The organism is Bradyrhizobium japonicum USDA 6 (genome assembly GCF_000284375.1).
Classification (GTDB): domain Bacteria; phylum Pseudomonadota; class Alphaproteobacteria; order Rhizobiales; family Xanthobacteraceae; genus Bradyrhizobium; species Bradyrhizobium japonicum.
The window spans coordinates 102,541-127,283 of record NC_017249.1 but is presented as its reverse complement, the minus strand read 5'-3'; the positions used below and the strand labels follow the sequence as shown (position 1 = coordinate 127,283).

Annotated in this window: 23 protein-coding genes; 12 read left to right on the top strand and 11 right to left on the bottom strand. The window is 65.3% G+C overall.

Annotation, left to right across the window (positions count from 1 at the left end; translation table 11 throughout):
* Positions 1-8 precede the first annotated feature (8 nt).
* On the top strand, positions 9-1,148 hold the full coding sequence (locus BJ6T_RS00610) for an amidohydrolase/deacetylase family metallohydrolase (protein ID WP_014490339.1): 1,140 nt from the start codon (positions 9-11) through the stop codon (positions 1,146-1,148).
* 45 nt (positions 1,149-1,193) lie between these two features.
* On the opposite strand, the gene BJ6T_RS00605 is transcribed toward BJ6T_RS00610, so the two are convergent.
* Positions 1,194-1,919: an alpha/beta fold hydrolase gene (locus tag BJ6T_RS00605; RefSeq protein WP_014490338.1), complete on the bottom strand. Its 726-nt coding sequence runs from the start codon at positions 1,917-1,919 to the stop codon at positions 1,194-1,196.
* Positions 1,920-2,077: 158 nt separating this feature from the next.
* Between BJ6T_RS00605 and BJ6T_RS00600 the strand changes: the two genes are divergently transcribed.
* Entirely contained in the window at positions 2,078-3,052 is a 975-nt protein-coding gene (locus BJ6T_RS00600; protein ID WP_014490337.1) for a helix-turn-helix domain-containing protein, read from the top strand.
* Positions 3,053-3,072: 20 nt separating this feature from the next.
* Here the strand turns inward: BJ6T_RS00600 and BJ6T_RS00595 are convergent, their stop codons facing one another.
* On the bottom strand, positions 3,073-4,218 hold the full coding sequence (locus BJ6T_RS00595) for an acyl-CoA dehydrogenase family protein (protein ID WP_028170452.1): 1,146 nt from the start codon (positions 4,216-4,218) through the stop codon (positions 3,073-3,075).
* Positions 4,219-4,345: 127 nt separating this feature from the next.
* Between BJ6T_RS00595 and BJ6T_RS00590 the strand changes: the two genes are divergently transcribed.
* Positions 4,346-5,023, top strand: coding sequence for an alpha/beta hydrolase family protein (locus BJ6T_RS00590; protein ID WP_014490335.1), 678 nt, complete (start codon positions 4,346-4,348; stop codon positions 5,021-5,023).
* A 3-nt stretch (positions 5,024-5,026) separates the two neighbouring features.
* Here the strand turns inward: BJ6T_RS00590 and BJ6T_RS00585 are convergent, their stop codons facing one another.
* Positions 5,027-6,001, bottom strand: coding sequence for a ketopantoate reductase family protein (locus tag BJ6T_RS00585; RefSeq protein WP_028159939.1), 975 nt, complete (start codon positions 5,999-6,001; stop codon positions 5,027-5,029).
* A gap of 159 nt (positions 6,002-6,160) precedes the next feature.
* Between BJ6T_RS00585 and BJ6T_RS00580 the strand changes: the two genes are divergently transcribed.
* The 3 genes from BJ6T_RS00580 to BJ6T_RS00570 all read left to right on the top strand — a co-directional run bounded on the left by BJ6T_RS00580 (position 6,161) and on the right by BJ6T_RS00570 (position 10,307).
* Positions 6,161-6,964: an enoyl-CoA hydratase-related protein gene (locus BJ6T_RS00580; protein ID WP_014490333.1), complete on the top strand. Its 804-nt coding sequence runs from the start codon at positions 6,161-6,163 to the stop codon at positions 6,962-6,964.
* A 299-nt stretch (positions 6,965-7,263) separates the two neighbouring features.
* Entirely contained in the window at positions 7,264-8,253 is a 990-nt protein-coding gene (locus BJ6T_RS00575; protein WP_028170453.1) for a TRAP transporter substrate-binding protein, read from the top strand.
* Between the two features lie 17 nt (positions 8,254-8,270).
* Positions 8,271-10,307 carry a methyl-accepting chemotaxis protein gene (locus tag BJ6T_RS00570; protein ID WP_014490331.1) on the top strand — a complete coding sequence of 679 codons (2,037 nt, stop codon included), beginning with the start codon at positions 8,271-8,273 and terminating at the stop codon, positions 10,305-10,307.
* Between the two features lie 43 nt (positions 10,308-10,350).
* On the opposite strand, the gene BJ6T_RS00565 is transcribed toward BJ6T_RS00570, so the two are convergent.
* Entirely contained in the window at positions 10,351-11,235 is an 885-nt protein-coding gene (locus BJ6T_RS00565; protein ID WP_014490330.1) for a LysR family transcriptional regulator, read from the bottom strand.
* A 110-nt stretch (positions 11,236-11,345) separates the two neighbouring features.
* On the opposite strand from BJ6T_RS00565, the gene BJ6T_RS00560 reads away from it, so the two are divergent.
* The 4 genes from BJ6T_RS00560 (at position 11,346) to BJ6T_RS00545 (ending at position 15,458) form a co-directional block, all read left to right on the top strand.
* Positions 11,346-12,713: an FAD-dependent oxidoreductase gene (locus tag BJ6T_RS00560; protein WP_014490329.1), complete on the top strand. Its 1,368-nt coding sequence runs from the start codon at positions 11,346-11,348 to the stop codon at positions 12,711-12,713.
* A 45-nt stretch (positions 12,714-12,758) separates the two neighbouring features.
* Positions 12,759-13,763: an ABC transporter substrate-binding protein gene (locus BJ6T_RS00555; RefSeq protein WP_014490328.1), complete on the top strand. Its 1,005-nt coding sequence runs from the start codon at positions 12,759-12,761 to the stop codon at positions 13,761-13,763.
* 110 nt (positions 13,764-13,873) lie between these two features.
* Complete coding sequence (locus tag BJ6T_RS00550) at positions 13,874-14,647, top strand: ABC transporter ATP-binding protein (RefSeq protein WP_014490327.1); 774 nt, start codon at positions 13,874-13,876, stop codon at positions 14,645-14,647.
* Positions 14,640-15,458, top strand: coding sequence for an ABC transporter permease (locus tag BJ6T_RS00545; protein ID WP_014490326.1), 819 nt, complete (start codon positions 14,640-14,642; stop codon positions 15,456-15,458). The genes BJ6T_RS00550 and BJ6T_RS00545 overlap by 8 nt, the downstream gene beginning before the upstream one ends.
* A gap of 121 nt (positions 15,459-15,579) precedes the next feature.
* Here BJ6T_RS00545 and gtdA read toward each other — a convergent pair whose 3' ends face one another.
* The gene (gtdA, locus tag BJ6T_RS00540; RefSeq protein WP_014490325.1) at positions 15,580-16,620 is read right to left on the bottom strand and encodes a gentisate 1,2-dioxygenase; all 1,041 of its coding nucleotides are present in this window, start codon (positions 16,618-16,620) and stop codon (positions 15,580-15,582) included.
* A gap of 209 nt (positions 16,621-16,829) precedes the next feature.
* Between gtdA and maiA the strand changes: the two genes are divergently transcribed.
* Together maiA and BJ6T_RS00530 are read left to right on the top strand one after the other, a co-directional pair.
* On the top strand, positions 16,830-17,462 hold the full coding sequence (gene maiA / locus BJ6T_RS00535; protein ID WP_014490324.1) for a maleylacetoacetate isomerase: 633 nt from the start codon (positions 16,830-16,832) through the stop codon (positions 17,460-17,462).
* Positions 17,452-17,964 carry a MarR family winged helix-turn-helix transcriptional regulator gene (locus tag BJ6T_RS00530; RefSeq protein WP_014490323.1) on the top strand — a complete coding sequence of 171 codons (513 nt, stop codon included), beginning with the start codon at positions 17,452-17,454 and terminating at the stop codon, positions 17,962-17,964. Before maiA ends, BJ6T_RS00530 begins: the two co-directional genes overlap by 11 nt.
* 122 nt (positions 17,965-18,086) lie before the next feature.
* Here BJ6T_RS00530 and BJ6T_RS00525 read toward each other — a convergent pair whose 3' ends face one another.
* The 6 genes from BJ6T_RS00525 to BJ6T_RS00500 all read right to left on the bottom strand — a co-directional run bounded on the left by BJ6T_RS00525 (position 18,087) and on the right by BJ6T_RS00500 (position 24,701).
* Positions 18,087-19,265 (bottom strand): IS481 family transposase, encoded by a 1,179-nt coding sequence (locus tag BJ6T_RS00525; RefSeq protein WP_014490322.1) that lies wholly within the window; start codon positions 19,263-19,265, stop codon positions 18,087-18,089.
* A gap of 113 nt (positions 19,266-19,378) precedes the next feature.
* The gene (locus BJ6T_RS00520; protein ID WP_014490321.1) at positions 19,379-20,992 is read right to left on the bottom strand and encodes a benzoate-CoA ligase family protein; all 1,614 of its coding nucleotides are present in this window, start codon (positions 20,990-20,992) and stop codon (positions 19,379-19,381) included.
* Complete coding sequence (locus BJ6T_RS00515) at positions 20,989-22,128, bottom strand: FAD-dependent monooxygenase (RefSeq protein WP_014490320.1); 1,140 nt, start codon at positions 22,126-22,128, stop codon at positions 20,989-20,991. The genes BJ6T_RS00520 and BJ6T_RS00515 overlap by 4 nt, the downstream gene beginning before the upstream one ends.
* Positions 22,129-22,317: 189 nt before the next feature.
* Positions 22,318-22,533, bottom strand: a complete 216-nt coding sequence (locus BJ6T_RS00510; protein WP_014490319.1) for a hypothetical protein — start codon at positions 22,531-22,533, stop codon at positions 22,318-22,320.
* Between the two features lie 127 nt (positions 22,534-22,660).
* Positions 22,661-23,464, bottom strand: coding sequence for a cysteine rich repeat-containing protein (locus BJ6T_RS00505; RefSeq protein ID WP_014490318.1), 804 nt, complete (start codon positions 23,462-23,464; stop codon positions 22,661-22,663).
* 235 nt (positions 23,465-23,699) lie between these two features.
* Complete coding sequence (locus tag BJ6T_RS00500) at positions 23,700-24,701, bottom strand: NADP-dependent oxidoreductase (protein WP_014490317.1); 1,002 nt, start codon at positions 24,699-24,701, stop codon at positions 23,700-23,702.
* Between the last annotated feature and the right edge of the window lie 42 nt (positions 24,702-24,743).

Sequence of the window (24,743 nt, the reverse complement as noted above, 5' to 3'; positions counted from 1 at the left end):
AGACAACGATGCCTTTCGATTTGATCCTGCGCGGCGGCCGTGTGGTCGACCCGTCCCAGAAGCTCGACGCCGTGACGGACATCGCCTTTGCCGGCGGCAAGGTCGCCGCCGTCGGGACCGGGCTGAAGGCGGATCCGGGCACCGACGTGCGCGACGTCTCGCGCTATATCGTGACGCCGGGGCTGATCGATCTGCACACCCATGTCTATTGGGGCGGCACCTCGCTCGGCATCGACGCCGAGGAATTCTGCCGCCTGTCCGGCGTCACCACGGCGGTCGATACCGGCAGCGCCGGTCCCGGCAATTTCGCGGGCTTCCGCAAGCATGTGATCGAGCCGAGCCAGGTCCGCATCCTCGCCTATCTGCACGTCTCACATGCGGGCATCTTCGGCTTCTCGCACCGGATCATGGTCGGCGAGAGCGAGGAACTGCGGCTGATGAATCCGATCGAGGCGGCCAAGGTGGCCGATGCCAACCGCGACCTCATCGTCGGCATCAAGGTGCGCGTAGGGCTGCACTCCTCGGGCACGTCGGGGATCGTGCCGCTCGACATCGCGCTCGAGGTCGCGAACGAGGTCGGCATGCCGCTGATGGCGCATATCGACCATCCGCCGCCGAGCTACGAGGAGGTGCTGGGCCGCCTGCGTCCGGGCGACGTGCTGACCCATGCGTTCCGCCCCTTCCCCAATACGCCGGCGACCGCGCAAGGCACGGTGAAGAAGGCGGTGCTGGACGCGCGCGAGCGCGGCGTGCTGTTCGATATCGGCCACGGCAAGGGCTCGTTCGCCTTCAAGACCGCGCGCGCGATGCTCGCCAACGGCTTCTATCCCGACACCATCTCTTCCGATATCCATCAGCTCTGCATCGACGGCCCGGCCTTCGACCAGGTCACGACCATGTCGAAGTTCCTGTGCATGGGCATGGAGCTGTCGGACGTCGTCGCCGCCTCGACGGTGAACGCGGCGATGGCGTTGCGGCGTCCGGAGCTTGGCAGCCTCAAGCCCGGCAGCGTCGGCGACGCCACGCTTGTTACAGTCAGGCAGGGCCAGTTCGACTATGAGGACGTCGTCGGCGAGCACCTGATCGGCGATCGCAAGATCGTCTCCGAAGGGGTCGTTATCGGCGGCCGCTGGTGGCATCCGAACTGATCGGCGCTCACGGGTCGTGAGCGCGCGATCGCGGGACGCGTCAAGTCAGTCGCGTCCTGCCTCCATGATCGCCTTGGCGAGACGCGCCGGGTCGGAGAAGCACAGCTCGTGGCTTCCCGGCACCTGCACCAGGCGGAACAGGCCGAGCTTCTCCGAGAGCCGCGGATGCCAGGGATGGCTGTGCGGCATCGCGATGTCCTCGGTGCAGTTGATGTAGGACTTTGCCAGCGGCATCTCCGCCGGATTGGTCTTGAGCGCGATCTTGTCGGTGAAAGTCGCCAGCGGATGCGGATTGAGCACGTCATAGGCGCGCTGCGCGGTTTCGAGATCGGCATCGTTGATGAAGACTTCGCGCCAGATGGGGAAGGGCAACACCACGGAGCTGTCGCCGCGTTCGGCCGCGATGGCTTCGAACAGCCCGATAAAGTGCGGCGGCACCATGTCGTTGAGGCATTCGCCGTTGTTCGGCACGAAGGCATTCCAATAGACCAGGCGGCGAATGCGTTCGGGCGCGAGGTCGGCGACCCCGGTGATGATCATGCCGCCATAGGAATGGCCGAGCAGGACGACATCCTTCAGATCGTTCTCGGCGAGATAGTCGGCGATCGACTGGATCGCGTCCTTCAGCCCGGTCGTCTTGGGATCGCCGGGGCGATTGCCCTTGATTGTCGGCGTATAGACCTTGTGGCCGGCGGCGCGGATCGGGGCCGCGACGGGTTCGAACTCGGCACCGGTGTGCCAGGCGCCATGGACGAGAACGTAGGTCGACATGTTGTAGCTGCTCCCGAGGGTGTGGTTAGATCGGCATGACGTGGGTCCTTTGCGGCGCTCGCGAGGCGCGGCGGACAATTCTTGTTGTGCGAAGTGTGAACCGGCCGGCCATTTTCCGCTTGGCTGGCGCTGAACCGGATTGGTCTCGGAGCGAACTGATGGAGCAGGTCACAAGCCGGCCGCGGCACGTCATCTGGAACACCGCAGTGACCCCGCCGGACGAGCAGTTTTCCTATTACCGCGAGGCGATCTGCCAGGCATTCATGAACCTGACGCCGGAATCGGCGACGACGTCGCGCTTCCCGGCCAAGGTGGAGACGATCGGGTTGGGCGCCGGCGCAATCAACCGGGTGGTGTTTCCCGAGCATACCGTGCATCGCTCGCGCGCCGATATCGCGGCGTCGACCGAGAGCTGCTTCTATCTCAACTTCAAGCTGGCCGGCCGCTGCCGCATGCTCCAGGGCGACAGCGAGGTCAGCCTGTCGCGCGGCCAGGTCGGCATCGTCGACAGCGACCGCGAGGTGACGCTGCTGCACGATCGCGGTCCGACACTGGAGGTCGCTTCGTTCTGGGTGCCATCGCGCGCCTTACGCGACCGGCTGCCGCCGTCGTTCGATTTCAGGGCCGAGCGCGTCTCCGACGATCCCCATGTCGGTCACCTCATCGTCGAGACCGCACGCTCCCTCAACGCCGGCGTATTGCGGATGGCGGAAGAGGACAGCATTCGGCTGTTCGACGTTCTGCTCGATCTCGTTGCGCTCAGCCTGTCGCGCCGCTCGCGGGCGCAGACGGCGGAGGCGGCCGGCTTTGCGGACGCGACCGTGCTGGCGCTGCGCCGCGCCATTCACGAGCGGCTGCGCGAGCCGGGACTGACGGTCGCGGCGGTCGCCGGCGTTGTCGGCATCAGCGAGCGTTATGTCCACAAGCTGTTCGAACGCTCCGGCACGACATTTTCGGACTATTTGATGGATCGCCGCCTCGTGGGCGCGGCGGCCGACCTGAAGGATCCGGCATCGGGCGGCCGCGCGATCGGCGCCATCGCGTTCGACTGGGGCTTCTCGGATCTCTCCCACTTCGCGCGGCGCTTCAAACAGCGCTTCGGCTGCCGCCCACGCGATTGGCGTGCGCGTTGAACAGAGCTACAGCAACCTGATCATAAGGATCTGGCGATCAGCAGCTTCATGATCTCGTTGGTGCCGCCATAGATCTTCTGGATGCGGGAATCGATGAAGATGCGCGAGATCGGATATTCCTGCATGTAGCCGTAGCCGCCGAACAGCTGGAGGCATTCGTCGGCGGTCTGGACCTGCTTGTCCGAGCACCAGTACTTCGCCATCGACGCCGTGACGGTGTCGAGGTCCTTGGCGACGAGGCGCTCGATGCACCAGTCGACGAAGACGCGCGCGATCATCGCTTCGGTCTTGCGCTCGGCGAGCGTGAAGGCGGTGTTCTGGAAGTCCATCAGCGGCTTGCCGAACGCCTTCCGTTCCTTGGTGTATTCGGTGGTGAGCCTGACCGCGCGCTCCATCGAGGCGACCGCGCCAACCGCAAGGGCAAGGCGCTCCTGCGGCAATTGCTGCATCAGCTGGACAAAACCCAGGCCTTCCTCCTTGCCGAGCAGGTTTTCCGGCGGCACCGTGACATTGTCGAAGAACAGTTCTGACGTGTCGGAGGCGTGCAGGCCGATCTTGTCGAGGTTGCGCCCGCGCTTGTAGCCATCCGCGCCCGCGGTCTCGACGACGATCAGCGAAATGCCCTTGGCGCCGGCTTCGCCCGTGCGTGCCACGACGACGACGAGATCGGCGGCCTGGCCGTTGGTAATAAAAGTCTTCTGGCCGTTGATGACGTAGGAATTGCCCTGCTTCTTCGCGGTGGTCTTGACGGCCTGCAGGTCCGAGCCGGTGCCGGGCTCGGTCATGGCGATGGCGCCGACCATCTCGCCGGAAGCCATCTTCGGCAGCCAGCGCTTCCTCTGCTCCTCCGAGCCGTAATTGAGGATGTAGTGCGCGACGATGGCGCTGTGCACGGAGACGCCGGTGGTCAGCTCCGGCACCGTGCTTTCGAGGTCGTCCAGCACGGCGGCGTCATAGGCGAAGGTCGCACCCAACCCGCCATATTCCTCCGGCACGCTCGCCAGCAGCGCGCCCATCTCGCCGAGCCCGCGCCAGGCGAAGCGGTCGACCATCTTCTGCTCGCGCCATTTCTCGGCATGCGGCGCCAGGTCCTTGGCCAAATATTTCCGGAACTGGTCGCGGAAGATTTCGAGCTCTTCGGTCATCCAGGAGGAGCGGTAGGACATGGTCACCTCGGTCAATGCAGCTTTCCGACCTTGGTAGGCCGGTCGGCGGCGGCGATTATTGTGTTTTCAGGCTACGCCGGTGAGGCTACCAAGGCAGCCGGAAACGCGTCTGTCGGGATGGCTGATTGTGGCGACCAAAACTCAAGAGCTCAAGCTCGACATCGAGCGCATCGGCGCGGTCTCGGCGATCCTGGTGCAGCCGGCCAAGGCGCGCGCCTGCTACGTCCTCGCGCACGGCGCCGGCGCGGGGATGCGGCATGCCTCGATGGACAAGATTGCGGACGGGCTCGCGGATCGTGGCATCGCGACGTTCCGCTTCAATTTTCCCTACATGGAAAACAAGCAGGGCCGTCCTGACCAGCCGGCGGTCGCCCACGCCACCATCCGCGCGGCAGTCGAGGACGCAAGCCGGCTCTGCCCCGGCTTGAAGCTCGTTGCCGGCGGAAAGTCGTTTGGCGGGCGCATGACCTCGCAGGCGCAGTCCAAGGCGCCGCTGCCTGACGTCCAAGGGCTCGCCTTCCTCGGCTTTCCCCTGCACGCCGACAAGAAGCCGTCGACGGAGCGCGCCGAGCATCTGGCTCATGTCGAGATCCCGATGCTGTTCCTGCAAGGCACGCGCGACGGGCTTGCCGATCTCGGCCTCCTCAAGCCCGTGATCGATGCACTCGGCCCGAGGGCGACACTGCACGAGGTCGCCGGCGGCGATCACTCCTTCGCGGTGCTGAAGAAGTCCGGCCGAACCAATGAAGAGGCGCTTACTGAGGTGCTCGATACGCTCGCGGCCTGGATCGATGAGCTCGCCTAAGGCTCAAGCGGAATAAAGCCCCTTGTCGCGCGCCTTCTGGATCGCCAGCGCGGCGATCAGGTCGAGCGTCGGCGTCGACAGGCCGGCGGTGCGGGCGAAGGCGGCGGGCGCCTTCACCAGCACGTCGATCTCCATGGCGCGGCCGAGCTCGTAATCCTGGAGCAGCGACGGCTTGTGGTTGGGGGCGGGGCCGCTGCGCGTCACGCGCTTGACCTCGGGGATGAAGTGCTGCGCGATGTCGTTCGCCTCGTTCAGCATGCGCGGAATGACGTCGGCAAAGGCCGGGTCGTCACGCACGCCGCGCGCGGTCTGGCCGGTGAGCAGGCACAGCACCGACAGTGACATGTTGGTCAGGAGCTTTGACCAGATCGCCTCGCGGATCTCCGCCACCGGCGGCGATTCCAGCCGTGCATCGTTGAGAACCCCGCGAAGCCTGGTGATGCGCTCGCAATTGCGGTCGTCGCATTCGCCGATCAGCAGGCGGTTGCGGTCCGGCGTCAGGTTCTGCACCACACCGGGCGCGGTCACCTCGTTGGAGGAGAAGACGACGCCGCCGACGATCCGCTCTTTCGGAATGCATGCGCGCAAGCGCCCGCCGGGGTCGAGGAAGGAAATATCGGGCGGCGTCGGATGCCGCGGCGGCAGGCCGATGCCGTACCACCAGGGAATACCGTTCTGCGCAAAGACGATCGCGGTGTCGTCCTGGAGCAGCGGTTTTATGCTGGCGACCAGCCCCGTCAGTGCGGTCGCTTTGAGCGTGCTGATCACGACGTCCTGCGGGCCGAGCTGGGCCGGATCGCCGGAGGCGTTCACCTTGGCGGTGACCTCGGAATCGCCGACGCGCAGCTTCAGGCCATTGGCGCGGACTGCCTCCAGATGGGCGCCGCGCATCACGCAAGAGACCTCATGGCCGGCGCGGGCCAGCCTGACCGCGATATGACTGCCGACGGCGCCCGCGCCGAAAATGCAGATGCGCATGTGTGATGTCCCGTCCCTGATCCCTTGGATGTCGCCCGGCGGCAGCATGACACAAGCCGCCATGCGATGGACGCGGCCGCCCTACGCCGGAAAGATATGGATCGGGATGAGTTGCCTCAGCCATAGTGGGCGGCAAACAAGATGACCGGAGGATCGCCGATGACTGCCAACCCCGTCCTGTGGACCCTCGATGAGCGTGGGGTTGCGACCGTCACGTTGAACCGGCCCGAAGTGAACAATGCCTATGACGGCGCATTGATCGCAGGCGTGCTCGCGGCCATGGACGATCTCGGCAGGAAGTCCAGTCTTCGCGTCGTCGTGCTCCGGGGCAACGGCAAGCATTTCCAGGCCGGCGCCGACCTCAAATGGATCAACGGCGTGCGGCCGCAATCGGCTGAGGCGAACGAGGCGGCGTCGCGTGCGACCTTCGAGGCCGTGCAGCGGCTCAATACCTTGCCAATCCCGACCGTCGCGCTGGTGCAGGGCGGCTGTTTTGGCGGCGGCACCGGCGTGATTGCCGCCTGCGACGTCGTGATCGCGGCGGACAATGCGCTGTTCTCGATCACGGAGGTGCGTTGGGGCCTGACCGCCGCGATCATCATCCCGCAGCTTTGCGATGCCATTAGTGTACGGCAAGTCCGCCGCTACGCGCTGACCGGCGAACGTTTCGGCGCCGAAGATGCCCGCCGCATCGGCCTCGTCCACGAGGTCGTCCCGCTCGCCGACCTCGAAGCCGCCGGCGCCAAGGTGGTCGAGCAGCTCCTTGCCAACGGACCGGAGGCGATGGCCGAGACCAAGCGGCTCGCGCTGGAGAGCTCGTTTGGCGGGATGGCGGTGGACGATGCCGCGTACAAGCGGCTCGTGCACCTGCATTCAGTCAAACGCCAGAGCGCGGAGGCGGCGGAAGGGCTGGCATCGTTTGCCGAGAAGCGCGCGGGGCGCTGGAGTGGCGGTCAAGGCTGAGCCTCTGTCGTTCAGCAGCCGCGGCAGATATTGTTGATGCTGCGATAGACGGCATCGTCGTCCTGCCGCATCTGGCGCATCGTTTCGAGCGTCTTGCTTTCCGCGCTCGGCTCCGGCTTGCGCTTGGCGGCCAGCGCGGCTTCCTGGCGTTGGTAACACGCTTCGCGCTCCGCCTTGGCCTGGATGAACCGGCATTGCGGCCGATCGAGGCGAATCTCCGTAATTCCGCGGGGCCTTCCTTAAGGGTTCAATCATTCCCGGCCATTAGGGTTACGACAATTGTCACGCCATGGTGTCGAATGCACAGACAAGTTTTGGGACTTTGGAAAGCCGGGTCGATCGTCGCCGCGGCGGCGGGGCTGCTGGTTCTGCAACCAGCTGCCGCTTCACCGCGATTGATCTCTCTGGCGTTCAATTCCCAGCTGGGGAGCCCGCAGCAGCTCGGAGCCGATGAGTTTCGCCAGAAGCTGGTGGCATCGGTCGGCAAGCGCATCGTGATCGACGAGCGCGCCACCAACGCGCTCGGCAGCGAGAACGCCATCCTGGCGGCGACCCGGGCCGGCTCGGTCGATATGGCGGTGCTGTCGGGGTCTGTGGTCAGTTCGGTCGTCCCCGAACTTGGCGTGTTCGACATTCCCTTCTTGTTCCGCGACACAGCCCACGCGAAGGCCGTGGCGCAAGGTCCGGCCGGCGCGGCAATCGCCACTAAATTCGCCGACAAGGGGCTGACGCTGCTGGCGATCGGCCGACAGGGATTTCGCAACGTCACGAATTCCAAACGGCCGGTTCGCACGCCCGAGGATATCAGGGGTCTCAAGATTCGCGTGATTCCGAACGAGATCTACCAGATGACGTTCAAGGCGCTCGGCGCCGAAGTGGTCCCGATGGAATTTCCGCTGGTCTACACCGCGCTGAAGGACGGCCGGCTCGATGGGCAGGAAAATCCGGTGCCGACCATCGCCGGCTCCCGGCTCTACGAAGTCCAGAAATACCTCACGCTGACCGGTCACTTCTTCGCGCCGATCGCGTTCGTCGCCAACCGTGCCATGTTCGAACAGCTTCCGCCGGCCGACCAGGCCATGCTGATCGCGCTGGCGAAGGAGGGCGCGGAGGTGACTTGGCAGGCGAAGCTCGATGCCGCATCGCTCGAGCAGGTGCGTAGCGGCGGCATGGACGTCATCGAGACCTTCGATCGCCAGCCCTTCGTCGACGCGGTCAAGCCGCTCGATCAGGAATTCGAGAAGCGGTTTGGCAAGGATCTGCTCGCCGCCATCCGCTCCACTCGTTGAAGAATTTCGGATCTGCCATGAAATTATCGCACATGATGTCCCGGGTCGGCGTTCGTCCGCGCGTGTTTGGCGGCTTCGCGCTGGTTCTCAGCTTTCTGGTCCTGCTCGCGGGCTTCGCCATCGTCCAGGTCGAGCGGATCGGCGGAACGGTCAATGAGCTCGTGACCAGCGCTGCCGGCGACGCCGGCATGTCACAGGCGCGGGCCGCGCTTCTGGAGGCGAACTCGGCGGTCGAGAAATTTATCCGAACCTGGAATGTCGGCGACAAAGATGCCGCGGCCAAGGCGATCGACGGCGTCGGCAAACTGGCCGATCAGGTCGACCGGCAGTTCGGCAAGCTGCAAGCGATCGCGGAAGGCATCGGCCCGGTCAAGACCGCGCTGGAAACCTATCGCTCGTCGTTCACCGCGGCTGCGGAGGCGGCGGATCGGCTGCGCGCCGCGACCACGAAAGCCGACGCCCAAGGGGCCGCCGCCGGCCTCAATGTCAGCGGCATTCAGGTTGCGCTCGCCAACCGGTCCGAGGACGCGGAACGGCTGGTCAACCCGATGCGGCTGGCCGGCGTCGTTGACGCATTGCGGATCACCGTGATGCGCTATGGCTCCACTCTGTCGACGGGCGATGCCGACGACGCCAAGCAGGCGTTGTCCTACGCCCAGCTGGCGATCACGGACACCGAGGCTGAGCTGGCGGAGGCGAACGACGCCAAGCTGAAGGCGCTGGTCGCAGCGCTCAAGACTGCGATCACGGCCGACGCGGCCGCGCTGGACGAGGTCATCAAGGTGGCCGCCGATCTGCGCGCCAGGCAGGCCGAATTGAAGAAGGCCAGTGCGGCAATCGACGACCACGTCAACAAGATCAACGCGAAGCTCGGCACCGTGCGCGCCGAGCAGGGCGACAAGACCGCGGCGGCGGTCGATCAGACCAAGCAGACCGTCATCGCAACCGCGGCCGGCGCGCTGCTGCTGGGAGCGGTGCTGGCGTGGCTGATCGGCGCCAGCGTGTCGGGTCCTATTCGCGGCATGACGGACCGGATGCAATCGCTGGCGGCGGGCGAGCTCGATGAGCCGATTCCGGGCGGCGAATCGCGCGACGAGATCGGCCGCATGGCGCGCGCCGTCGAGGTGTTCCGCGAAAACGCGCTGGCGGTTCGCCGCATGGAAAGCGAGGCGACCGCGCAGCGCGAAGCCAGCGAGGCCGACCGCGCCCGCATGATGTCGGATCTTGCCGGCCGGTTCGAGCAGGGCATGCAGGGGGTCATTGCCGGTGTCGGCGGCCGTGCCAACGACATGGGGCGCAGCGCCGAGGAGTTGGCAAAGGTCGCCGAACGCGGACGCGGGCTCGCCGAAGCGGTCGCCACCCGCGCCGAGCAGGCATCGATGAATGTGCAGACCGTCGCCTCCGCCACCCAGCAACTCGCGGCCTCGATCCGTGAAATCTCGAGCCAGGTGCACCGCTCCGTCGCGGTCTCGAACAGGGCGACCGACGAGACCAACCGCACCTCCGAATTGATGCACGGGCTGTCGGATGCGGCCGAGAAGATCGGCACCATCATTCAGCTGATTCAGGCCATCGCCAGCCAGACCAATTTGCTGGCGCTGAACGCGACGATCGAAGCGGCGCGCGCCGGCGACGCCGGCCGGGGCTTCGCGATCGTCGCCAGCGAGGTCAAGAGTCTCGCCACCCAGACGGCGCAGGCGACCGAGCAGATCGCCGGCCAGATCGCGACGATCCAGAGTGCGACCGGCCAATCGGTTCAGGCGATCAAGCAGTTCGGCTCCACCGTCAAGGAAATGGCCGACATCGCCACGGCGATTGCTGCGGCGGTCGAAGAGCAGGGCGCGGCCACTGGCGAAATCGCGCGCAACGTCGAGGAGGCGGCCAACGGCACCACGGCGGTGACGCAGGAAATCGGTCAGGTGCGCGCCGTGGCGGGCGAGACCGACGCCGGCGCCGAAGCCGCCCTTACGGTCGCAGCCGCCCTGAAGCAGCAGGCGGATTCGATGAGGTCGAACGTCGACGATTTCCTCCACACCATCCGCTCGGCGGCCTGAACCCGGAGAAGCCGGCGACGCCACGGAGGCGAACGAGGCGGCCTTACAGCACCGGTAGCAGCGCGCTCTTCAATTCGCGCAAGAGAGCCTGCACTGCGGCGGCGTTGCGCCGCCGCTCGGGGATCGCGGCCTTCACCCACAATTCCGGAATCGGAAAGTCGCGCAGCACAGGCTTGAGCGTGCCGTCGCGCAAGGCATCCGCGACGAGATAGTGAGAGATCAGCGCGATGCCGTTGCCGGCGATCGCGCTGCGCGCCAGCACATGGCCCTCGTTGGAGGAGAGTAGCGGGCTGACCTGGATGCTGATGCGCCCGCGCGGGCCGTCGAAGATCCACTCCGGCCCCGTCGGCAGGAAGCTGAGGCAGCGATGGTCGACGAGGTCGCGCGGGTGCTTTGGCGCGCCGTGCTTCTTCAAATAGGCCGGTGAGGCGCAGAGCAGCCGCTTCAGCGGACACAGCGGCTCGTCGACCACGCCGCCGAAGGAATGAGGGAAGGCGCCGATGGCGATGTCAAAGCCTTCGGTGACGGGATCGACCGGGCGGTCGATCAGCACGATCTCGAGTTTCAATCGCGGGTTCTGCGTCTGGAAGGCGCTGAAGGCGTCGGCAAGGCGCGCCACGGTGAGCGAGGTCGGCGCCTTGATGCGGAGGTGATCGACCAGATCGTGGCCCTTCTCGCCCATGCGCGAGAGCAGGTCGGTGGCATCGGTGACGACACTGCGGGCGCGATGCACATAGCGCTGGCCGGCTTCCGTCAGGCGCAATTGCCGGGTCGAGCGATGGAACAGCGGCGCGCCGATCCGCGTCTCCAGTTGCGTGACGCGCTTGGCGACGACCGAGGTCGAGACATTGAGCTTGCGCGCGGCGGCAGAGAATCCGGCCGTATCCGCCGTGGCGAGGAAGGCCTGAAGGTTTACCAGGATGTCCATGTCGACCTTTCTCGATTCGAGAAAGCTGATCGCGTATTTTGGTGGATTGTAGCTCGCCCTGCGTTAATTCATAGTCGGCTTCAAGCAAGAGATTTTGGGAGCGGACGCGTATGCGGGCCATGATGATCGAAGAACCGGCACGCCAGGTGCCGCTCTACGGCGAATATGAAGTCGTCGTTCTCGGCGGCGGCCCCGCCGGCATCGTGGCGGCGGCGTCAGCGGCGCGCGCGGGACGAAAGACGCTGCTGATCGAGCGCTACGGCTTCCTCGGCGGCATGGGCACGGCTGCCGGCGTCACCAATTTCTGCGGCCTGCATGGCAATGTCTACGGCCAGGCCCACCGGCTGGTGCAGGGCATGGCGTCCGATCTGCTGGCGCGGATCGATCATTTGAACGGCCTGAACGCGCCACATCTGATCCTCGGCAAGGTCTTCGCCCAGGCCTATGACACCGCGGCGTACAAGATCGCGGCCGACGAGCTGCTCGCAAGCCACAAGGTGCACATCCTCTTCCATGCGCTCGGTGCCGGTGTCGTGATGGGCGATAACAGCCGCATCGATGCGCTGATGGTCGAGACCAAGGCCGGACGGCAGGCGGTCCGCGCCGAGATCTTCATCGATTGCTCCGGCGACGGCGACCTCGCGGTCTGGGCCGGAGCGCCGTTCGAGGTCGGCGACGAGCACGGCCATCCGATGTACCCCTCGATGATGCTCCGCCTCAACGGCATCGATCCCGAGAAGGCTGGCGATGCCTGGCGGACCATCCCGCAATTGATGGAGAAGGCGGTCGCCGCCGGCACCCACACATTCCCGCGCAAGAGCGCAATCGTGCGGCCGCAGAAATCAGGCATCGAATGGCGGGTGAATTTCACCCAAGTGGCGCGCGAGGACGGCCATGCCATCAACGGCATCGAGCCTGACGACCTCACCCGCGGCGAGATCGAGGGTCGTAAGCAGGCGCTGGCCGCATTCGAGTTCCTGCGCAGCACCGTGCCGGGTTTTGAAAAATCCTACATCGTCGATCTGCCGCCGCAGCTCGGCATCCGCGAGACCCGCCGCATCAGGGGCGGCTATCAGCTTAGCGGCGAGGACGTGCTCGGCTGTGCCTCGTTCGCGGATTCCATTGGCGTCAATGGCTGGCCGATCGAGGCTCATGTTCCCGGCGACGTCGTCTTCACGTTCCCGCCAATCCCGGAATCGCGCGGCTATAACGAGCTGCCATATCGCATGCTGGTGCCCGAGGGCGTCGACAATCTCCTCGTCGCCGGCCGCTGCGCCTCGATGACCCATGAGGGCCAGTCGGCGGCGCGGGTTTCCGGTGCCTGTTTCGTGATGGGGGAAGCCGCCGGTTCCGCCGCGGCGCTCGCGCTCTCAGGAAACCGTGTCCCGCGCGACATCCCCATTGAAAAATTGCAGGAAACGTTGAAACAACAGGGCGCCTTCATTGGGCGGGACCAGCCCGTGCCTGAAGGTTTGTGACGGTTGTAACATTACGACCGAGAGAACGACGACGGAGGAAACGGGATGATCGGGATTGCGCGGCTCGCACTGGCTGGCCTGATGACGATCACAGCGATGGGCACGGCCCGGGCCGAAGACGCGCTGAAGGCCAGGATCGGCGTGCTCCGCCTGTCGTCGTCCGCGCCCGTCTTCATTGCGCAGGACAAGGGCTATTTCCGCGAGGCCGGCCTCGACGTCGAGCTGAAGTTCTTCGATGCGGCGCAGCCGATCGCGGTGGCGACTACATCGGGCGACGTCGATTTTGGCGTCACCGCCTTCACCGCCGGTCTCTACAATCTCGCCGGCAAAGGCACGCTGAAAGTGATCGGCGGGATGAGCCGCGAAAAGGCCGGTTATCCCCTGATCGGCTATTTCGCCAGCAACAACGCTTATGCCGCCGGACTGAAGACGCCGAAGGACCTCGCGGGCAAGCGCGTGGCCGTGACGCAGGTCGGCTCGTCCTTTCACTATTCGCTGGGGCTGCTCGCCGACAAATATGGTTTCAAGCTCGCCGACGTGAAGATCGTGCCGCTGCAATCGCTGTCGAACGCGGCGGCCGCCTTGAAGGGCGAAACCGTGGATGCGGCGCTGCTGCCCATTTCTACCGCGCGAAAGCTGATGGACGAAGGCGGCGCGAAGTTTTTGGGATGGGTCGGCGACGAGACGCCGTGGCAGCTCGGCGCGGTGTTCGCTTCGCCGAAGACGCTGACCAATAAGGTGCTGGTGACGAAATTTCTCGGCGTACTCGCGAAAGCCGATCGCGAATATCACGACGTCATCCTCGCCGCGATGAAGGACGGCGTCGCGCCGATCAACGACAAGACAAAACCGCTGCTGGAGATCATCGCAAAATACACCAATTTGCCGGTCGAGCAGGTGGTCGGCAATTGCGCCTACATCGATCCCGACGGCAAGCTGGACGTCAAGAACGTCGACAACCAGATCAAATGGCTGCAGGAGCAGGGTTTTGCCGACAAGGGCTTCGATGCGAACGCGATCATCGCCAAGGATTTTGTGAAGGCGGACTAGCCCTTCGTCATTCCGGGGCGATGCGAAGCATCGAACCCGGAATCTCGAGGTTCCGGGTCTGATCCTTCGGATCATCCCGGAACGACGGAGAACAGGATAGACGAGATAGAATGGACCTGATCGCGAACCACATCAGCCATCGTTTCGGCGACCTCGCCGTGCTCGACGACGTTTCCTTCACCGTCGGCGCCGGCGAGGTGGTGGCGATCGTCGGTCCGTCCGGCTGCGGCAAGAGCACGCTGCTGTCGATCCTCGGCGGGCTGCTGCAGCCGACCTCGGGCGCGCCGGAGCTGCGCGGGACTCCGCCGGCGGACAGCCTCAATCCGCTGACCTTCGTGTTTCAGGATTTCGCGCTGCTGCCCTGGGCGACGGTGGAGGAGAATGTCGAATTCCCGCTGCTGCATACGCAGCTCTCGGCCATGCAGCGCCGCGTGCTGGTCGACGATGCCCTGCGCCGCACCGGGCTGACCGACTTCCGCACGACCTATCCGAAGCAGCTCTCCGGCGGCATGCGCCAGCGCGTCGGCATTTCGCGCGCGCTCGCGGTCAAGCCCGCCATCCTGTTGATGGACGAGCCGCTCTCGGCGCTGGATTCGCAGACCCGCGAATTGCTGATGGAAGACTTCGTCCGCCTGCTCGCCGACGGCGGCATGGGCGCGGTCTATGTCACCCACAATCTCGAGGAAGCCGCGCGGCTCGCCGACCGCATCGTGGTGCTGTCGCGGCGGCCGGGTCGTATCCGAGAAGTCGTGACCGTACCGATGACGCGCACCGAGCGCGGCGAGATCGCTGCGCGTGAAAAGCTGCTGGCGCTTCAGAACCAGATCTGGTCGCTGATCCGCAACGAGGCCATCGACGCCGAGCGCGAGGTCCAGCATGCTTGATCGCGCGGGGATGTCTGCGAAGGACGACACGACGCGGCGCGTCCGCTTTCGCGGCGCCGGCTTCGTGCCTGCCTCGAGCCGCTTCGGCGGCTGGATCGCGCTCGCCCTCGTCATTGCGATCTGGCAGGCGGCCGGCAGCGCCGGGCTCGTCAATCCGCTGTTCCTACCGGCGCCGGCTGCGATCACGCGGGCGATCTACGAGCTCGCGATGTCCGGCGCGCTCTGGCAGCATCTCTCGGCCTCGCTGCTGCGCATCGGCGTCGGCTGGCTGCTGGGAACGGCGGCCGGTGTCGTTGTCGGCTTTGCCATCGGCCTGTCGCGGCTCGCGCGCAGCGTCGGCATCACCTTCATCTCGGCGCTGTTCCCGATCCCGAAGATCGCACTGCTGCCATTGCTCATTCTCTGGCTCGGCATCGGCGAAGAGCCGAAGATCGCGACCATTGCACTCGGCGTGTTCTTCTCGACCGCGATCTCGGTCTATAGCGGCGTCGATGCGGTGCCGCGCAACCTCATCCGCATGGCGCAGAGTTTCAACGTCCCCTTCGCCACCATCGTGCGCAAGGTCATCTGGCCCGGCGCGCTGCCCGCCATCCTCGCCGGCTTCCGCATCACCGCGTCGGTCGCGCTGCTGCTCGTCGTCAGTGCCGAGATGATCGGCGCTCAGTACGGCATCGGCGCCTTTGTGCTTCAGGCCGGCAATCTGATGCAGACGGACCAGTTGCTCGCGGGCGTGGTGATCCTGTCGGTGTTCGGGCTTGTGGTCGGGAAGGTGATCGGCTGGCTGGAGACGCGGTTGCTGCACTGGCGGTAGCCGCAATCACCGCAGCCGTAGGGTGGGCAAAGCGAAAGCGTCCCACCATCTCTTCATCAGTCGCTGAAGTGTGGTGGGCACGGCGCAAGGGCGCCTTTGCCCATCCTACGAGACCGGCGGCTCACGCGTTCCCCCGATCCTCGCGAAACAGATCCAGCTTCTGCTGCACCGGGCGATCCGAGAAGCTGAACAGCACGGCGTCGTCTTCGGCCTCGTGCGTCACCCACTGCCAGCTCGGCACCACGAACAGATCGCGTGGGCCCCATTCGAAAACGGCATCGCCAATACGGCTGCGTCCCTTGCCCTCGATCGGACAGAACACGGTCGCATCGGTCGCGCGGTAGCGTGCGGTCTTGAAGCCCTTCGGCAGCAACTGGATGAAGGTCCCGATGGTCGGCATTGCGAAATCGCCGGTCTCGGGGTTGCTGAATTTCAGCTTCAATCCGTGGCAGGCGTCCCACTCCTGGCTCGCGCGGGCTTTCTCCAGCGCCTCGCGGGTGTAGGCATAGGGATAGCTGAAGATCGGCGAGGTCTTGGACGATCGCTTCGCGTCGACCGGCAGCAGATTGTGGCCGTAGCGCGCAAAGCTGTCGCCGGCAGGCCTTGTGATCCTCTGCCGGTCTTCCTTGGAGCCTTCCGCAAAGGAGCAGTCGAAGAACTGCACCAGCGGGATGTCGAGGCCGTCGAGCCAGAACATCGGCTCAGTGGTCTCGTTGGAATGATCGTGCCAGGTCATCGACGGCGTGATGATGAAATCGCCGGGCTCCATCGCGGTGCGCTCGCCGTCGACCGCGGTGTGGGCGCCCTTGCCTTCGAGCACGAAGCGCAGCGCCGACTGACTGTGCCGGTGTGCGGGCGCGACGTCGCCGGGCACCACCATCTGCACGCCGGCATAGAGCGAGGTCGTGATTTTAGACTGGCCGCGCAGGCCGGGGTTCTCCAGCACCAGCACGCGCCGCTCGGCTTCCTTGGCCGTGATCAGTCGGCCGGCTTCCGTCATGTAGTCGCGAATGACGTCGAATTTCCACAGATGCGGGCGGCAGGCGCTCCTCGGCTCCGGCGTGATCAAATCGCTCATCACTGTCCACAGCGCGGTCAGGTTTTCGCCGTCGATCTTCCGGTAGAAGGCCTCGCGTTCCGGCGTCTTGGTCACGGCTTCCATGGTGCGGCTCCCGTTCGTTTTGTTGATTGACAGTATACTGACGATCTAGGTAGCGTCAACGTGACGAACGGCCTACAAAGCCGCTGTCATTCCGGGGCGCGCCGAAAGGCGCGAGCCCAGAATCCATACTCCCGATCGTGGATATGGATTCCAGGCTCGTCGCTAACGCGTCGCCCCGGAATGACGAACAAAGTACAGGGAGGGTTCCGATGAAGCTGCACGGCTATTTCCGCTCCAGCGCCGCCTATCGGGTGCGGATCGCGCTGAACCTCAAGGGCCTCGGCGCCCAGCACCTGCCGCATCATCTTCGCAAGGGCGAGCAATGTGCGCCGGCCTATCTCGCCATCAATCCGCAAGGGCTGGTGCCGACGCTGGAGAACGATGCGGGAGCGGTACTGACCCAATCGGTCGCCATCATCGAATGGCTCGACGAGACGCATCCCAATCCGCCGCTGCTGCCGAAGGATCCGCTGCGGCGCGCGAAGGTGAGGGCGTTCGCGCTGGCGATCGCCTGCGACACCCACCCGGTGCAGAATTTGAAGGTGCTGGCGCGGCTGCGCGAGCTTGGGCTCGCCGAGGAGAAGGTCCAAGACTGGGCGGCGTGGGTCAACCGCGAGGGGCTGTCGGCCTGCGAGACGCTGATCAAGGACGAGGCGGGGCCGTTCTGCTTCGGCGATTTACCGACTCTCGCTGATCTCTGCCTGGTGCCGCAGCTCGCCAATGCCCGCCGCTTCGGCGTCGATGTCTCGGCCTATCCGCGGCTGCTCAAGGCGGAGGCTGCGGCAAAGGCGCTGCCGACCTTCGCTAACGCCGCCCCGGAGAAGCAGCCCGATGCCGAGTAAGCCCGCCCCTCCGATCACGATCGACGCGGTCTATGCCGCGCCGGGCTATCTGTTCCGGCGCATGCAGCAGATCGCAGTCTCGATCTTCATGGAGGAGTGCAAGGCGTTCGATCTCACGCCGGTGCAATATGCGGCGCTGATCGCGATCCACACCCATCCCGGCATCGACGCGACGCGGCTGTCGGCGGTGATCGCCTTCGACCGCTCCACGCTCGGCAGCGTGATCGAGCGGCTGCAGGCCAAGGATTTTATCGAGCGCAAGCCGGCACCCGAAGACAAGCGGATCAAGCTGCTCTATCTGACGAAATCAGGCGCCACGATCCTGCGCGAGATCATCCCCGCCGTCGAGCGCGCCCAGGCGCGCATGCTGGAGCCGCTGAAACCCGCCGACCGCAAGGCGCTGATGGGACTTTTGGTGCAGCTCGTCGACCTCAACAACGAGGCCTCGCGCGTACCGCTGCGCGCGGAGGACGCGCTGGAGCATCTGGGGAAGGGTGGGTGAGGGGGCGCTGCTCTTGCAGCACCAACGGTGTCATTCCCCGCGAAAGCGGAGAATCCAGTACGCCGCGGCCCCTCGGTTCAATCACAACCGCCTCTGGAATACTGGATCGCCCGGTCAAGTGTTTAGACCGGGGACATAGCTGACACCTGTTCGGACACATCACTGACAGGTTGGCCGCGGGTCAAGTCGATTGATGCGACCTGCCAGCTGGCAAAGAAGATTCCATAACGGCCGTCGCGGTCGAGCGGCCTGACGGCGAGCTGCTCGCCGCAGAAGGCTTGAGGGACTTTCCACATTCGGCCTTTGAAGGCGATGTAGCTCCGGGTCGAGGAGACCGTGCGAACGGTCTCTCCGGCGTCGTATTGGACCTGCGGGACACGGTCCGGCATGGGGCGAGAGCTCGGCCGATAGCGATCGGCGGGGACACCCATGCCCAAGCTCTCATGAGGCCGCTCCAGATTGTAGAGCATGCGCCAGCGATCGAGAGCCCGCTGAACTTCCGCCAGGGTGCGGAACGTGCGCAGGGCGAACACTTCCGCCTTCAGGCTGCGATGGAAGCGTTCGTTCTTGCCCCGGCCCTGAGGATGGCGCGGCCTGGCATGGACGACCCTGACGCCGAGCCTGAGCAGCCATACCTTCAGCGCGGTCCAGCGGACGCCGGACGTGTCGCCCCACGGAGAACCGTTGTCGAGGTAGAAGGCCTCCGGCAGCCCATAGCGTCGGAAGGTGTCGGTCAGGTGCTTCTGCACGTCAGGACGCTGCTCGTTGGCGCAGGCCTTCAGACACAGGGCATAGCGCGAGTGATCGTCGACCATGGTGAGCGGATGGCACCGCGTCCCGCCGGCAAGCGGCATATGGCCCTTGAAGTCCATCTGCCAGAGCTGATTGGGCGCGTCCTTCTCAAAGCGATGCCCTGGAGAGCCAGCTGCAGCCTGCTCGCTCGGCTTGATCCGCTGGTTCCGGCACAGGATCTGATGGACCGTTGAAGGCACCGGCACGGCCTGGCCAGCGCGCTTCAGACAATGAGCAATCTTGCGCGCCCCCCAGGCCGGATGCGTGTCGCGCATCGCCAAGACCTGAGCCTCGATCGCAGGCTCGCTCCGCCTGGGCATACTCTTCGGTCGGCGGGACTGATCCCGAAGATCATGGTCCCCTGCCTGCCAACGCTTCAGCCACTTGTAGCCGACCTCAGGACTGATCCCAAACCGCCGGCACAACTCCCGCCGGTTCGCGCCTTCCTGCAAAGCCAGCCGCACAAACTCGCGTCGTTGATCCATTACCGACACCTCGTTCCAGGGCATGGACGGCCTCCCAAATCGACCAATCCAGCCAGTTTGATGTGTCAGCTATGTCTCCGAACACCTGTCAGTGATCTGTCCGGTCTAAACATCAAGCCGGGCGATGACAGCGGTGGTCACATCCGCAACAACGCCTGCCGGTCGATCTTCCCCGTCCCCGTCTTCGGCAGCTCGTCGATGAAGATCACCTCGCGCGGATATTTGTAGGGAAGCAGCTTGCCCTTGACGTAATCCTGCAGCCGCCGCGTCGCCTCATTCTGATCGGTCGCGCGGTTGTTCATCACCACCACCGCCTTCAGCGTCATGCGCCGGTCCGGCAGTTCGGCGGCGAACACGGCGCATTCGCGGATGTCGGGGTGGTCGGCGAGGCACAGCTCGACTTCGAGCGGGTAGACCCACTGGCCTGAGATCTTGATGAGGTCGTCGGCACGGCCGCGGAAGAAGTGGAAGCCGTCGGCGTCGCGGACGAAGCGATCGCCGGTGTAGATCCAGCCGCCCTCGCGGATGGTCTCGGCGGACTTGTCCGGCCGGTTCCAGTACAGCGGCGTGTTGGAATCGCCGCGCACCCACAGGATGCCTTCCTCGCCGTCGGCGACGTCGCGGCCGTCCTTGTCGCGCAGAGCGACCTCGTAGCCGGGCACGCGCAGGCCGGCGGCGCCGAGCTTCTTCTGCGCGGGGCGGTTGGAAAGATAGATGTGCAGCACCTCGGTCGAGCCGAGGCCTTCGACGATCTCGAGGCCGGTGAGCGTCTTCCAGCCGTTGAAGACATCCGCAGACAAGACCTCGGCCGCGGAAAGCGACATGCGCAGCGACGAGAAGTTGGTCTTGTCTGCTCCCTCGGCCTTTGTCAGTGAGGTGTACAGCGTCGGCAGGCCGAAGAAGACCGTCGGCTTGTATCGCTCGATCGCGGCAAAGATCGTTGCAGGCTTCGGCTGCCCCGGCAGCAGCAGCGTCGCGGCACCTGCGGAGAACGGGAAGGTGACGGAGTTGCCGAAACCGTAGGCGAAGAAAATCTTCGGCACCGAGAAGCAGATGTCGCCGGGGGTCAGCTTCAACACGTTCTGCGCAAAGGCGGCATCGCTGTAGGCCATGTCGTGCTGGAGATGCACGATGCCCTTGGGCCGGCCGGTCGAGCCGGAGGAGTACATCCAGAACGCCATCTCGTCGCGATGGGTGTCCGCTTCGGCGAGCTCGGCCGGGAACTGCGCGAGCCAGCCCGGCGCCGCGATCGCCGCAAGCGCGGCGTGGCCGTGCGCTTCGCCGTTGACGACGATCAGCGTGCGCAGGCAGGTTGCCGCGCAGGCCTCCGCATCGAAGCGCGTCGCGAATTCGGCGTCCGCCACAGCAACCGCCGCGCCGGAATCGGCGAGATAGAATTGCAGCAGGTCCGGCGGCGTCAGCGTATTGATCAGGAGCGGCACGAAGCCGGCGCGCACCGCGCCGAAGAATGCGGCCGGATAGGCCGGGGTATCGTCGAGGAACAGCAGCACGCGGTCGCCGCGCTTCAGGCCGAGCGAGGCGAAGCCGTTGCCCCAGCGGCAAGCTTCCGCGCAGAGCTCGGCATAGCTGCGCGTCCCCGCTGGCCCGATCAGCGCGGGCTCGTCGCCGCGGCCCTTGGCGAGCTGGTCGAACAGCACGCGGCTGGCATTGTAGATTTGCGGAATGGCAAAGCCGATTTCGCGGACACCCGGGCTGTCGGCGGGCACCTGGTCGCGGATCTCGCGGCTCATGCGGCATCTCCGCCGTTCTTCTCGGCCTCGTAGCGCGTCATGAAGGCGGGCGACATCGCGCGCAGCCGGGGGTCGTCGATGCGGCCGGAGCGGGTGATGTAGCTGTAGGCGAAGTCCATCAGGTCGAGCTGCATGTGCTGGGCGAAGTTCTCGTACCAGAAGGCCGAGGTGCGCGCGGCATTGACGAGTTTCTGCACCACCGGTTTGCGCGCGGCCTGATAACGGTGCAGCGCGGTCGACAGATGCGCATCCGATTCCAGCGCCTTGACCAGCGCAATGGCGTCCTCGATCGCGAGCCGCGTCCCCGAGCCGATGGAGAAATGCGCCGAGTGCAGGGCGTCGCCGAGCAGCACCATGTTCTTGAACGACCAGTGCTCGTTCCAGACCCAGGGAAAGTTGCGCCAGACCGACTTGTTGGAGACCAGGCAGTGGCCGCCCAGCGTGTCGGCAAAGACCTCCTCGCAAACGCCCTTGGACTGCTCGGCATCCTTGTAGGCGAAGCCATAGGCCTGCCATGTCGCGTGGTCGCATTCGACCAGGAAGGTGCTCATGGTCGGGGAGTAGCGGTAGTGATGGGCATTGAAGGCGCCGCGATCCGTCTTCACGAAGGTCTGCGACAGCGTGTCGAAGCGCTTCGAGGTCCCGTACCAGACGAACTTGTTGGAGGAGTAGGACAGCGACGTGCCGAAATCCCCCTCATAGGCGCGCCGCACCAGCGAATTCAGCCCGTCAGCGGCGACGATCAGATCGTGGCCGTTGAGCTGGTCGATGGAGTGGATCTGCGTGTCGAAGCGCGGCGTGACGCCGGCGTCGAGCGCGCGATGCTGGAGGAACTGCAGGAGCTCCAGCCTGCCGATCGAGGAGAAGCCGACGCCGTCGATGGCGACGCTGTCGCCGTGAAGGTTGAGCGTGATGTTCTCCCAGCTCTCCATGTGCGGCGCGATCGCATCGACCGTTTCGGGGTCGTCGGCGCGCAGGAACTCCAGGGCCTGATCGGAGAACACGACGCCAAAGCCCCAGGTCGCGTCGGCCGGGTTCTGTTCGAACAGGTCGACTTGATCCTCGGGGTGACGCTTCTTCCAGAGATAGGCGAAATAGAGCCCACCGGGCCCCCCGCCAATCACGGCGATCCGCAACGTCTGCCTCCCAAATTGACAGTATACTTACTATCTAGGGGTAGACTAATGTGCTCCGGCCGTCCACGCCAGTGGAATTATCGAAGGCGAGGCGCGTCGAAGCCTTCTCCCGGACACGCGCCTGCCGCGTGTCCGAAGCAGTGACGTTGCGAACCATAGCCAAACCGTGCGGGCTTGGCCATCGGGGGGTCAGACGCAGCGTTTCACGTAGACGCCGTTCACCAGCACTCTGGTACAGCGGACCGCGGGAACCGGCTTGCGCACCACGACGGCCGCATTCGGCCCGGCGCAGCCGGCGCGGTAGACGCCGCGGGCGCACACCACCGCGTTGGCATCGGTAGACTCAAAGATCATGCTCGCGCCGAAGGCCAGGAGCGCGGCAGCAATAAGCAGAAATGAACGCATGTTGTCCTCCCGGTCTTGTCGTGATTGAAATCGGTGACTTGCAAAGGGTTTGTCGCGGCCGGCGCGCGAAAATTCATTCGCGCGCGGCCGATCATGGTCGCGCCCTTGGCGCGCAATCCAGCGCCGCTTATCGCGCAGCGAATGGCGCCAGCACTTCCTTGCAGGCGGGCGACAGTGACGCGGCATTGCTGGAGATGCATTGCACGATGCGGCCCCCGCCCGGCGCGACGCCGGCACAGAGCGTGCGGATGTCGGCACCGCAGGCCGAGCGCACGATGAACAGCTCTTCGCGCGGCCGCAGCGGGCGCAGAGCGATTACGGCCGGCGCCGCCGTTGCCGCCGCTGGAGCTGCGCCCGCAGGCGCTGCCGTTGCAGCGGCGCCGCCGCCACCGGTCGCGGCGCTCACCGCCTTCTCGCAGGCCGGCGAAACCTTGGCCTTGTTCTTCTCGAGGCATTCGAGGGCGGGGGCGCCACCCGGCGGCACGCTCGCGCACACCTTGGGATAATCGGCGCGGCACGCGCTCTTGACCGCTGCAATCTGCGCGCTGCCCGGCTGCTTTGACGCCGCCGCTTTCGGAGCGGCTGCGGCAGCGGGGGCGGCTTCGGTCTTTGCCGGTTCAGACTTGGCGGGTGCAGCTTCCTTGGCGGGTGCAGCTTCAGTCTTCGGCGCGGCCGCGGGCTCGACCGCGCGAACCGCGGTCTGGCATCCCGATGACAGGCTGGACATGTTCTTCTGGAGACATTGATACGCCTCCACGCCGCCGGGCGTGACGCTCGCGCAGTGCGCCATGAAGTCCGAGCGGCATGCGGAGCGGATGGCGCTCTTCTGAGCCTCGGTCGGCGCTTGCGCGAATGCGCCTGTTGCAGTTGCGAAGAGCGTTGCCGCCAGCAGCGCGCGACGCGTTGATGCATGTTTCAACGTGTTGAACATTTGGGTAAATTCCCTGCCCTGTCGGTCACGCCGACAATTTTCAAATGTAATGCAAGCAATCATTGCGGGTGATGCCGCGTGCAGCATCATTGGCTGCCTCGGCCTCTACCGCAAGTAGATTATACGGGCGCAATTGCGACGTAACTAGAGCACGATCCGGAAAGTGTGCCGCGATTTTCCCTCGCGACAAGCGCGGAACGCGTTTGCGCGGAGATCATGCTCAAGCAATACGTCGTCAGAGCTTGACCATGCGCTTGCCGCGGTTCTCTCCCGCGAGCAATCCGATCAACGCCTTCGGCGTGTTCTCCAATCCGTCGATGATGTCCTCCTGCACCTTCAGCTTGCCGGATGCGACCCAGCCCTGGAGGTCGGCGAGCGCACGCTGGCTCTCCTTCATGTAGTCCATCACGATGAAGCCCTGCATGATGAGCCGCTTCACCACGATCAGGCCGGGCACGCCGCGCGGGCCGTGGGCAGAGGGCGCGCCGTCATATTGCGAGATCGCACCGCAGCAGGCGATGCGGCCGTAATTGTTCATCTGCGGCAGGCAGGCTTCCAGAATGTCGCCGCCGACATTGTCGAAATAGACGTCGATGCCTTTTGGCGCGGCCGCGCGCAGGGCCTTGAACACTGCGCCGTCCTTGTAGTCGACGGCAGCATCGAAGCCGAGCTCGGAGGTCAGCCAGTTGCACTTGTCGGCGCCACCGGCGATGCCGATCACGCGACATCCCTTGATCTTGGCGATCTGCCCGACGATCGAGCCGACCGAGCCGGCCGCCGCGGACACCACGACGGTCTCGCCCTCTTTCGGCTTGCCGACCTCCAGCAGACCGAAATAGGCGGTGAGGCCGGCGATGCCGAACACGCTGAGTAGATGCGTCATCGGCTCCAGCTTCGGCATCTTGGTGAGATGCTTTGCCGGCACCGCGGCAAACTCCTGCCAGCCGGTGTCGCCGAACACGATGTCGCCGGCAGCCAGCCCCGGCGCCTTAGAGCTGACGACCTCGGCGATACCGCCGCCGGCCATCACGCTGTTGGCCTCGACCGCGGAGCGATAGGTCGCGCCGTGCATCCAGGCGCGGTTGGCCGCGTCGAGCGAGATGTAACGCACCTGCAGCAAGGCCTCGCCGTCCTTCGGCTCCGGCATCGCACCCTCGACCATCTTGAAGTGCTCGGCACCGAGCTTGCCGCTGGGCTTTTCGACCAGAAGAATCTGGCGATTGATGCTGCTGCTCATGGCGTTTCCTCCACGTTTGCTTGACGATTATTGATGCAGCCG

Bases quoted from the DNA above. Each gene is read 5' to 3' on its own strand.
- BJ6T_RS00610 (WP_014490339.1), top strand. From the start codon at position 9: ATGCCTTTCGATTTGATCCTGCGCGGCGGCCGTGTGGTCGACCCGTCC.
- BJ6T_RS00605 (WP_014490338.1), bottom strand. From the start codon at position 1,919: ATGTCGACCTACGTTCTCGTCCATGGCGCCTGGCACACCGGTGCCGAG.
- BJ6T_RS00600 (WP_014490337.1), top strand. From the start codon at position 2,078: ATGGAGCAGGTCACAAGCCGGCCGCGGCACGTCATCTGGAACACCGCA.
- BJ6T_RS00595 (WP_028170452.1), bottom strand. From the start codon at position 4,218: ATGTCCTACCGCTCCTCCTGGATGACCGAAGAGCTCGAAATCTTCCGC.
- BJ6T_RS00585 (WP_028159939.1), bottom strand. From the start codon at position 6,001: ATGCGCATCTGCATTTTCGGCGCGGGCGCCGTCGGCAGTCATATCGCG.
- BJ6T_RS00580 (WP_014490333.1), top strand. From the start codon at position 6,161: ATGACTGCCAACCCCGTCCTGTGGACCCTCGATGAGCGTGGGGTTGCG.
- BJ6T_RS00575 (WP_028170453.1), top strand. From the start codon at position 7,264: ATGCACAGACAAGTTTTGGGACTTTGGAAAGCCGGGTCGATCGTCGCC.
- BJ6T_RS00570 (WP_014490331.1), top strand. From the start codon at position 8,271: ATGAAATTATCGCACATGATGTCCCGGGTCGGCGTTCGTCCGCGCGTG.
- BJ6T_RS00565 (WP_014490330.1), bottom strand. From the start codon at position 11,235: ATGGACATCCTGGTAAACCTTCAGGCCTTCCTCGCCACGGCGGATACG.
- BJ6T_RS00560 (WP_014490329.1), top strand. From the start codon at position 11,346: ATGCGGGCCATGATGATCGAAGAACCGGCACGCCAGGTGCCGCTCTAC.
- BJ6T_RS00555 (WP_014490328.1), top strand. From the start codon at position 12,759: ATGATCGGGATTGCGCGGCTCGCACTGGCTGGCCTGATGACGATCACA.
- BJ6T_RS00550 (WP_014490327.1), top strand. From the start codon at position 13,874: ATGGACCTGATCGCGAACCACATCAGCCATCGTTTCGGCGACCTCGCC.
- BJ6T_RS00545 (WP_014490326.1), top strand. From the start codon at position 14,640: ATGCTTGATCGCGCGGGGATGTCTGCGAAGGACGACACGACGCGGCGC.
- gtdA (WP_014490325.1), bottom strand. From the start codon at position 16,620: ATGGAAGCCGTGACCAAGACGCCGGAACGCGAGGCCTTCTACCGGAAG.
- maiA (WP_014490324.1), top strand. From the start codon at position 16,830: ATGAAGCTGCACGGCTATTTCCGCTCCAGCGCCGCCTATCGGGTGCGG.
- BJ6T_RS00530 (WP_014490323.1), top strand. From the start codon at position 17,452: ATGCCGAGTAAGCCCGCCCCTCCGATCACGATCGACGCGGTCTATGCC.
- BJ6T_RS00525 (WP_014490322.1), bottom strand. From the start codon at position 19,265: ATGCCCTGGAACGAGGTGTCGGTAATGGATCAACGACGCGAGTTTGTG.
- BJ6T_RS00520 (WP_014490321.1), bottom strand. From the start codon at position 20,992: ATGAGCCGCGAGATCCGCGACCAGGTGCCCGCCGACAGCCCGGGTGTC.
- BJ6T_RS00510 (WP_014490319.1), bottom strand. From the start codon at position 22,533: ATGCGTTCATTTCTGCTTATTGCTGCCGCGCTCCTGGCCTTCGGCGCG.
- BJ6T_RS00505 (WP_014490318.1), bottom strand. From the start codon at position 23,464: ATGTTCAACACGTTGAAACATGCATCAACGCGTCGCGCGCTGCTGGCG.
- BJ6T_RS00500 (WP_014490317.1), bottom strand. From the start codon at position 24,701: ATGAGCAGCAGCATCAATCGCCAGATTCTTCTGGTCGAAAAGCCCAGC.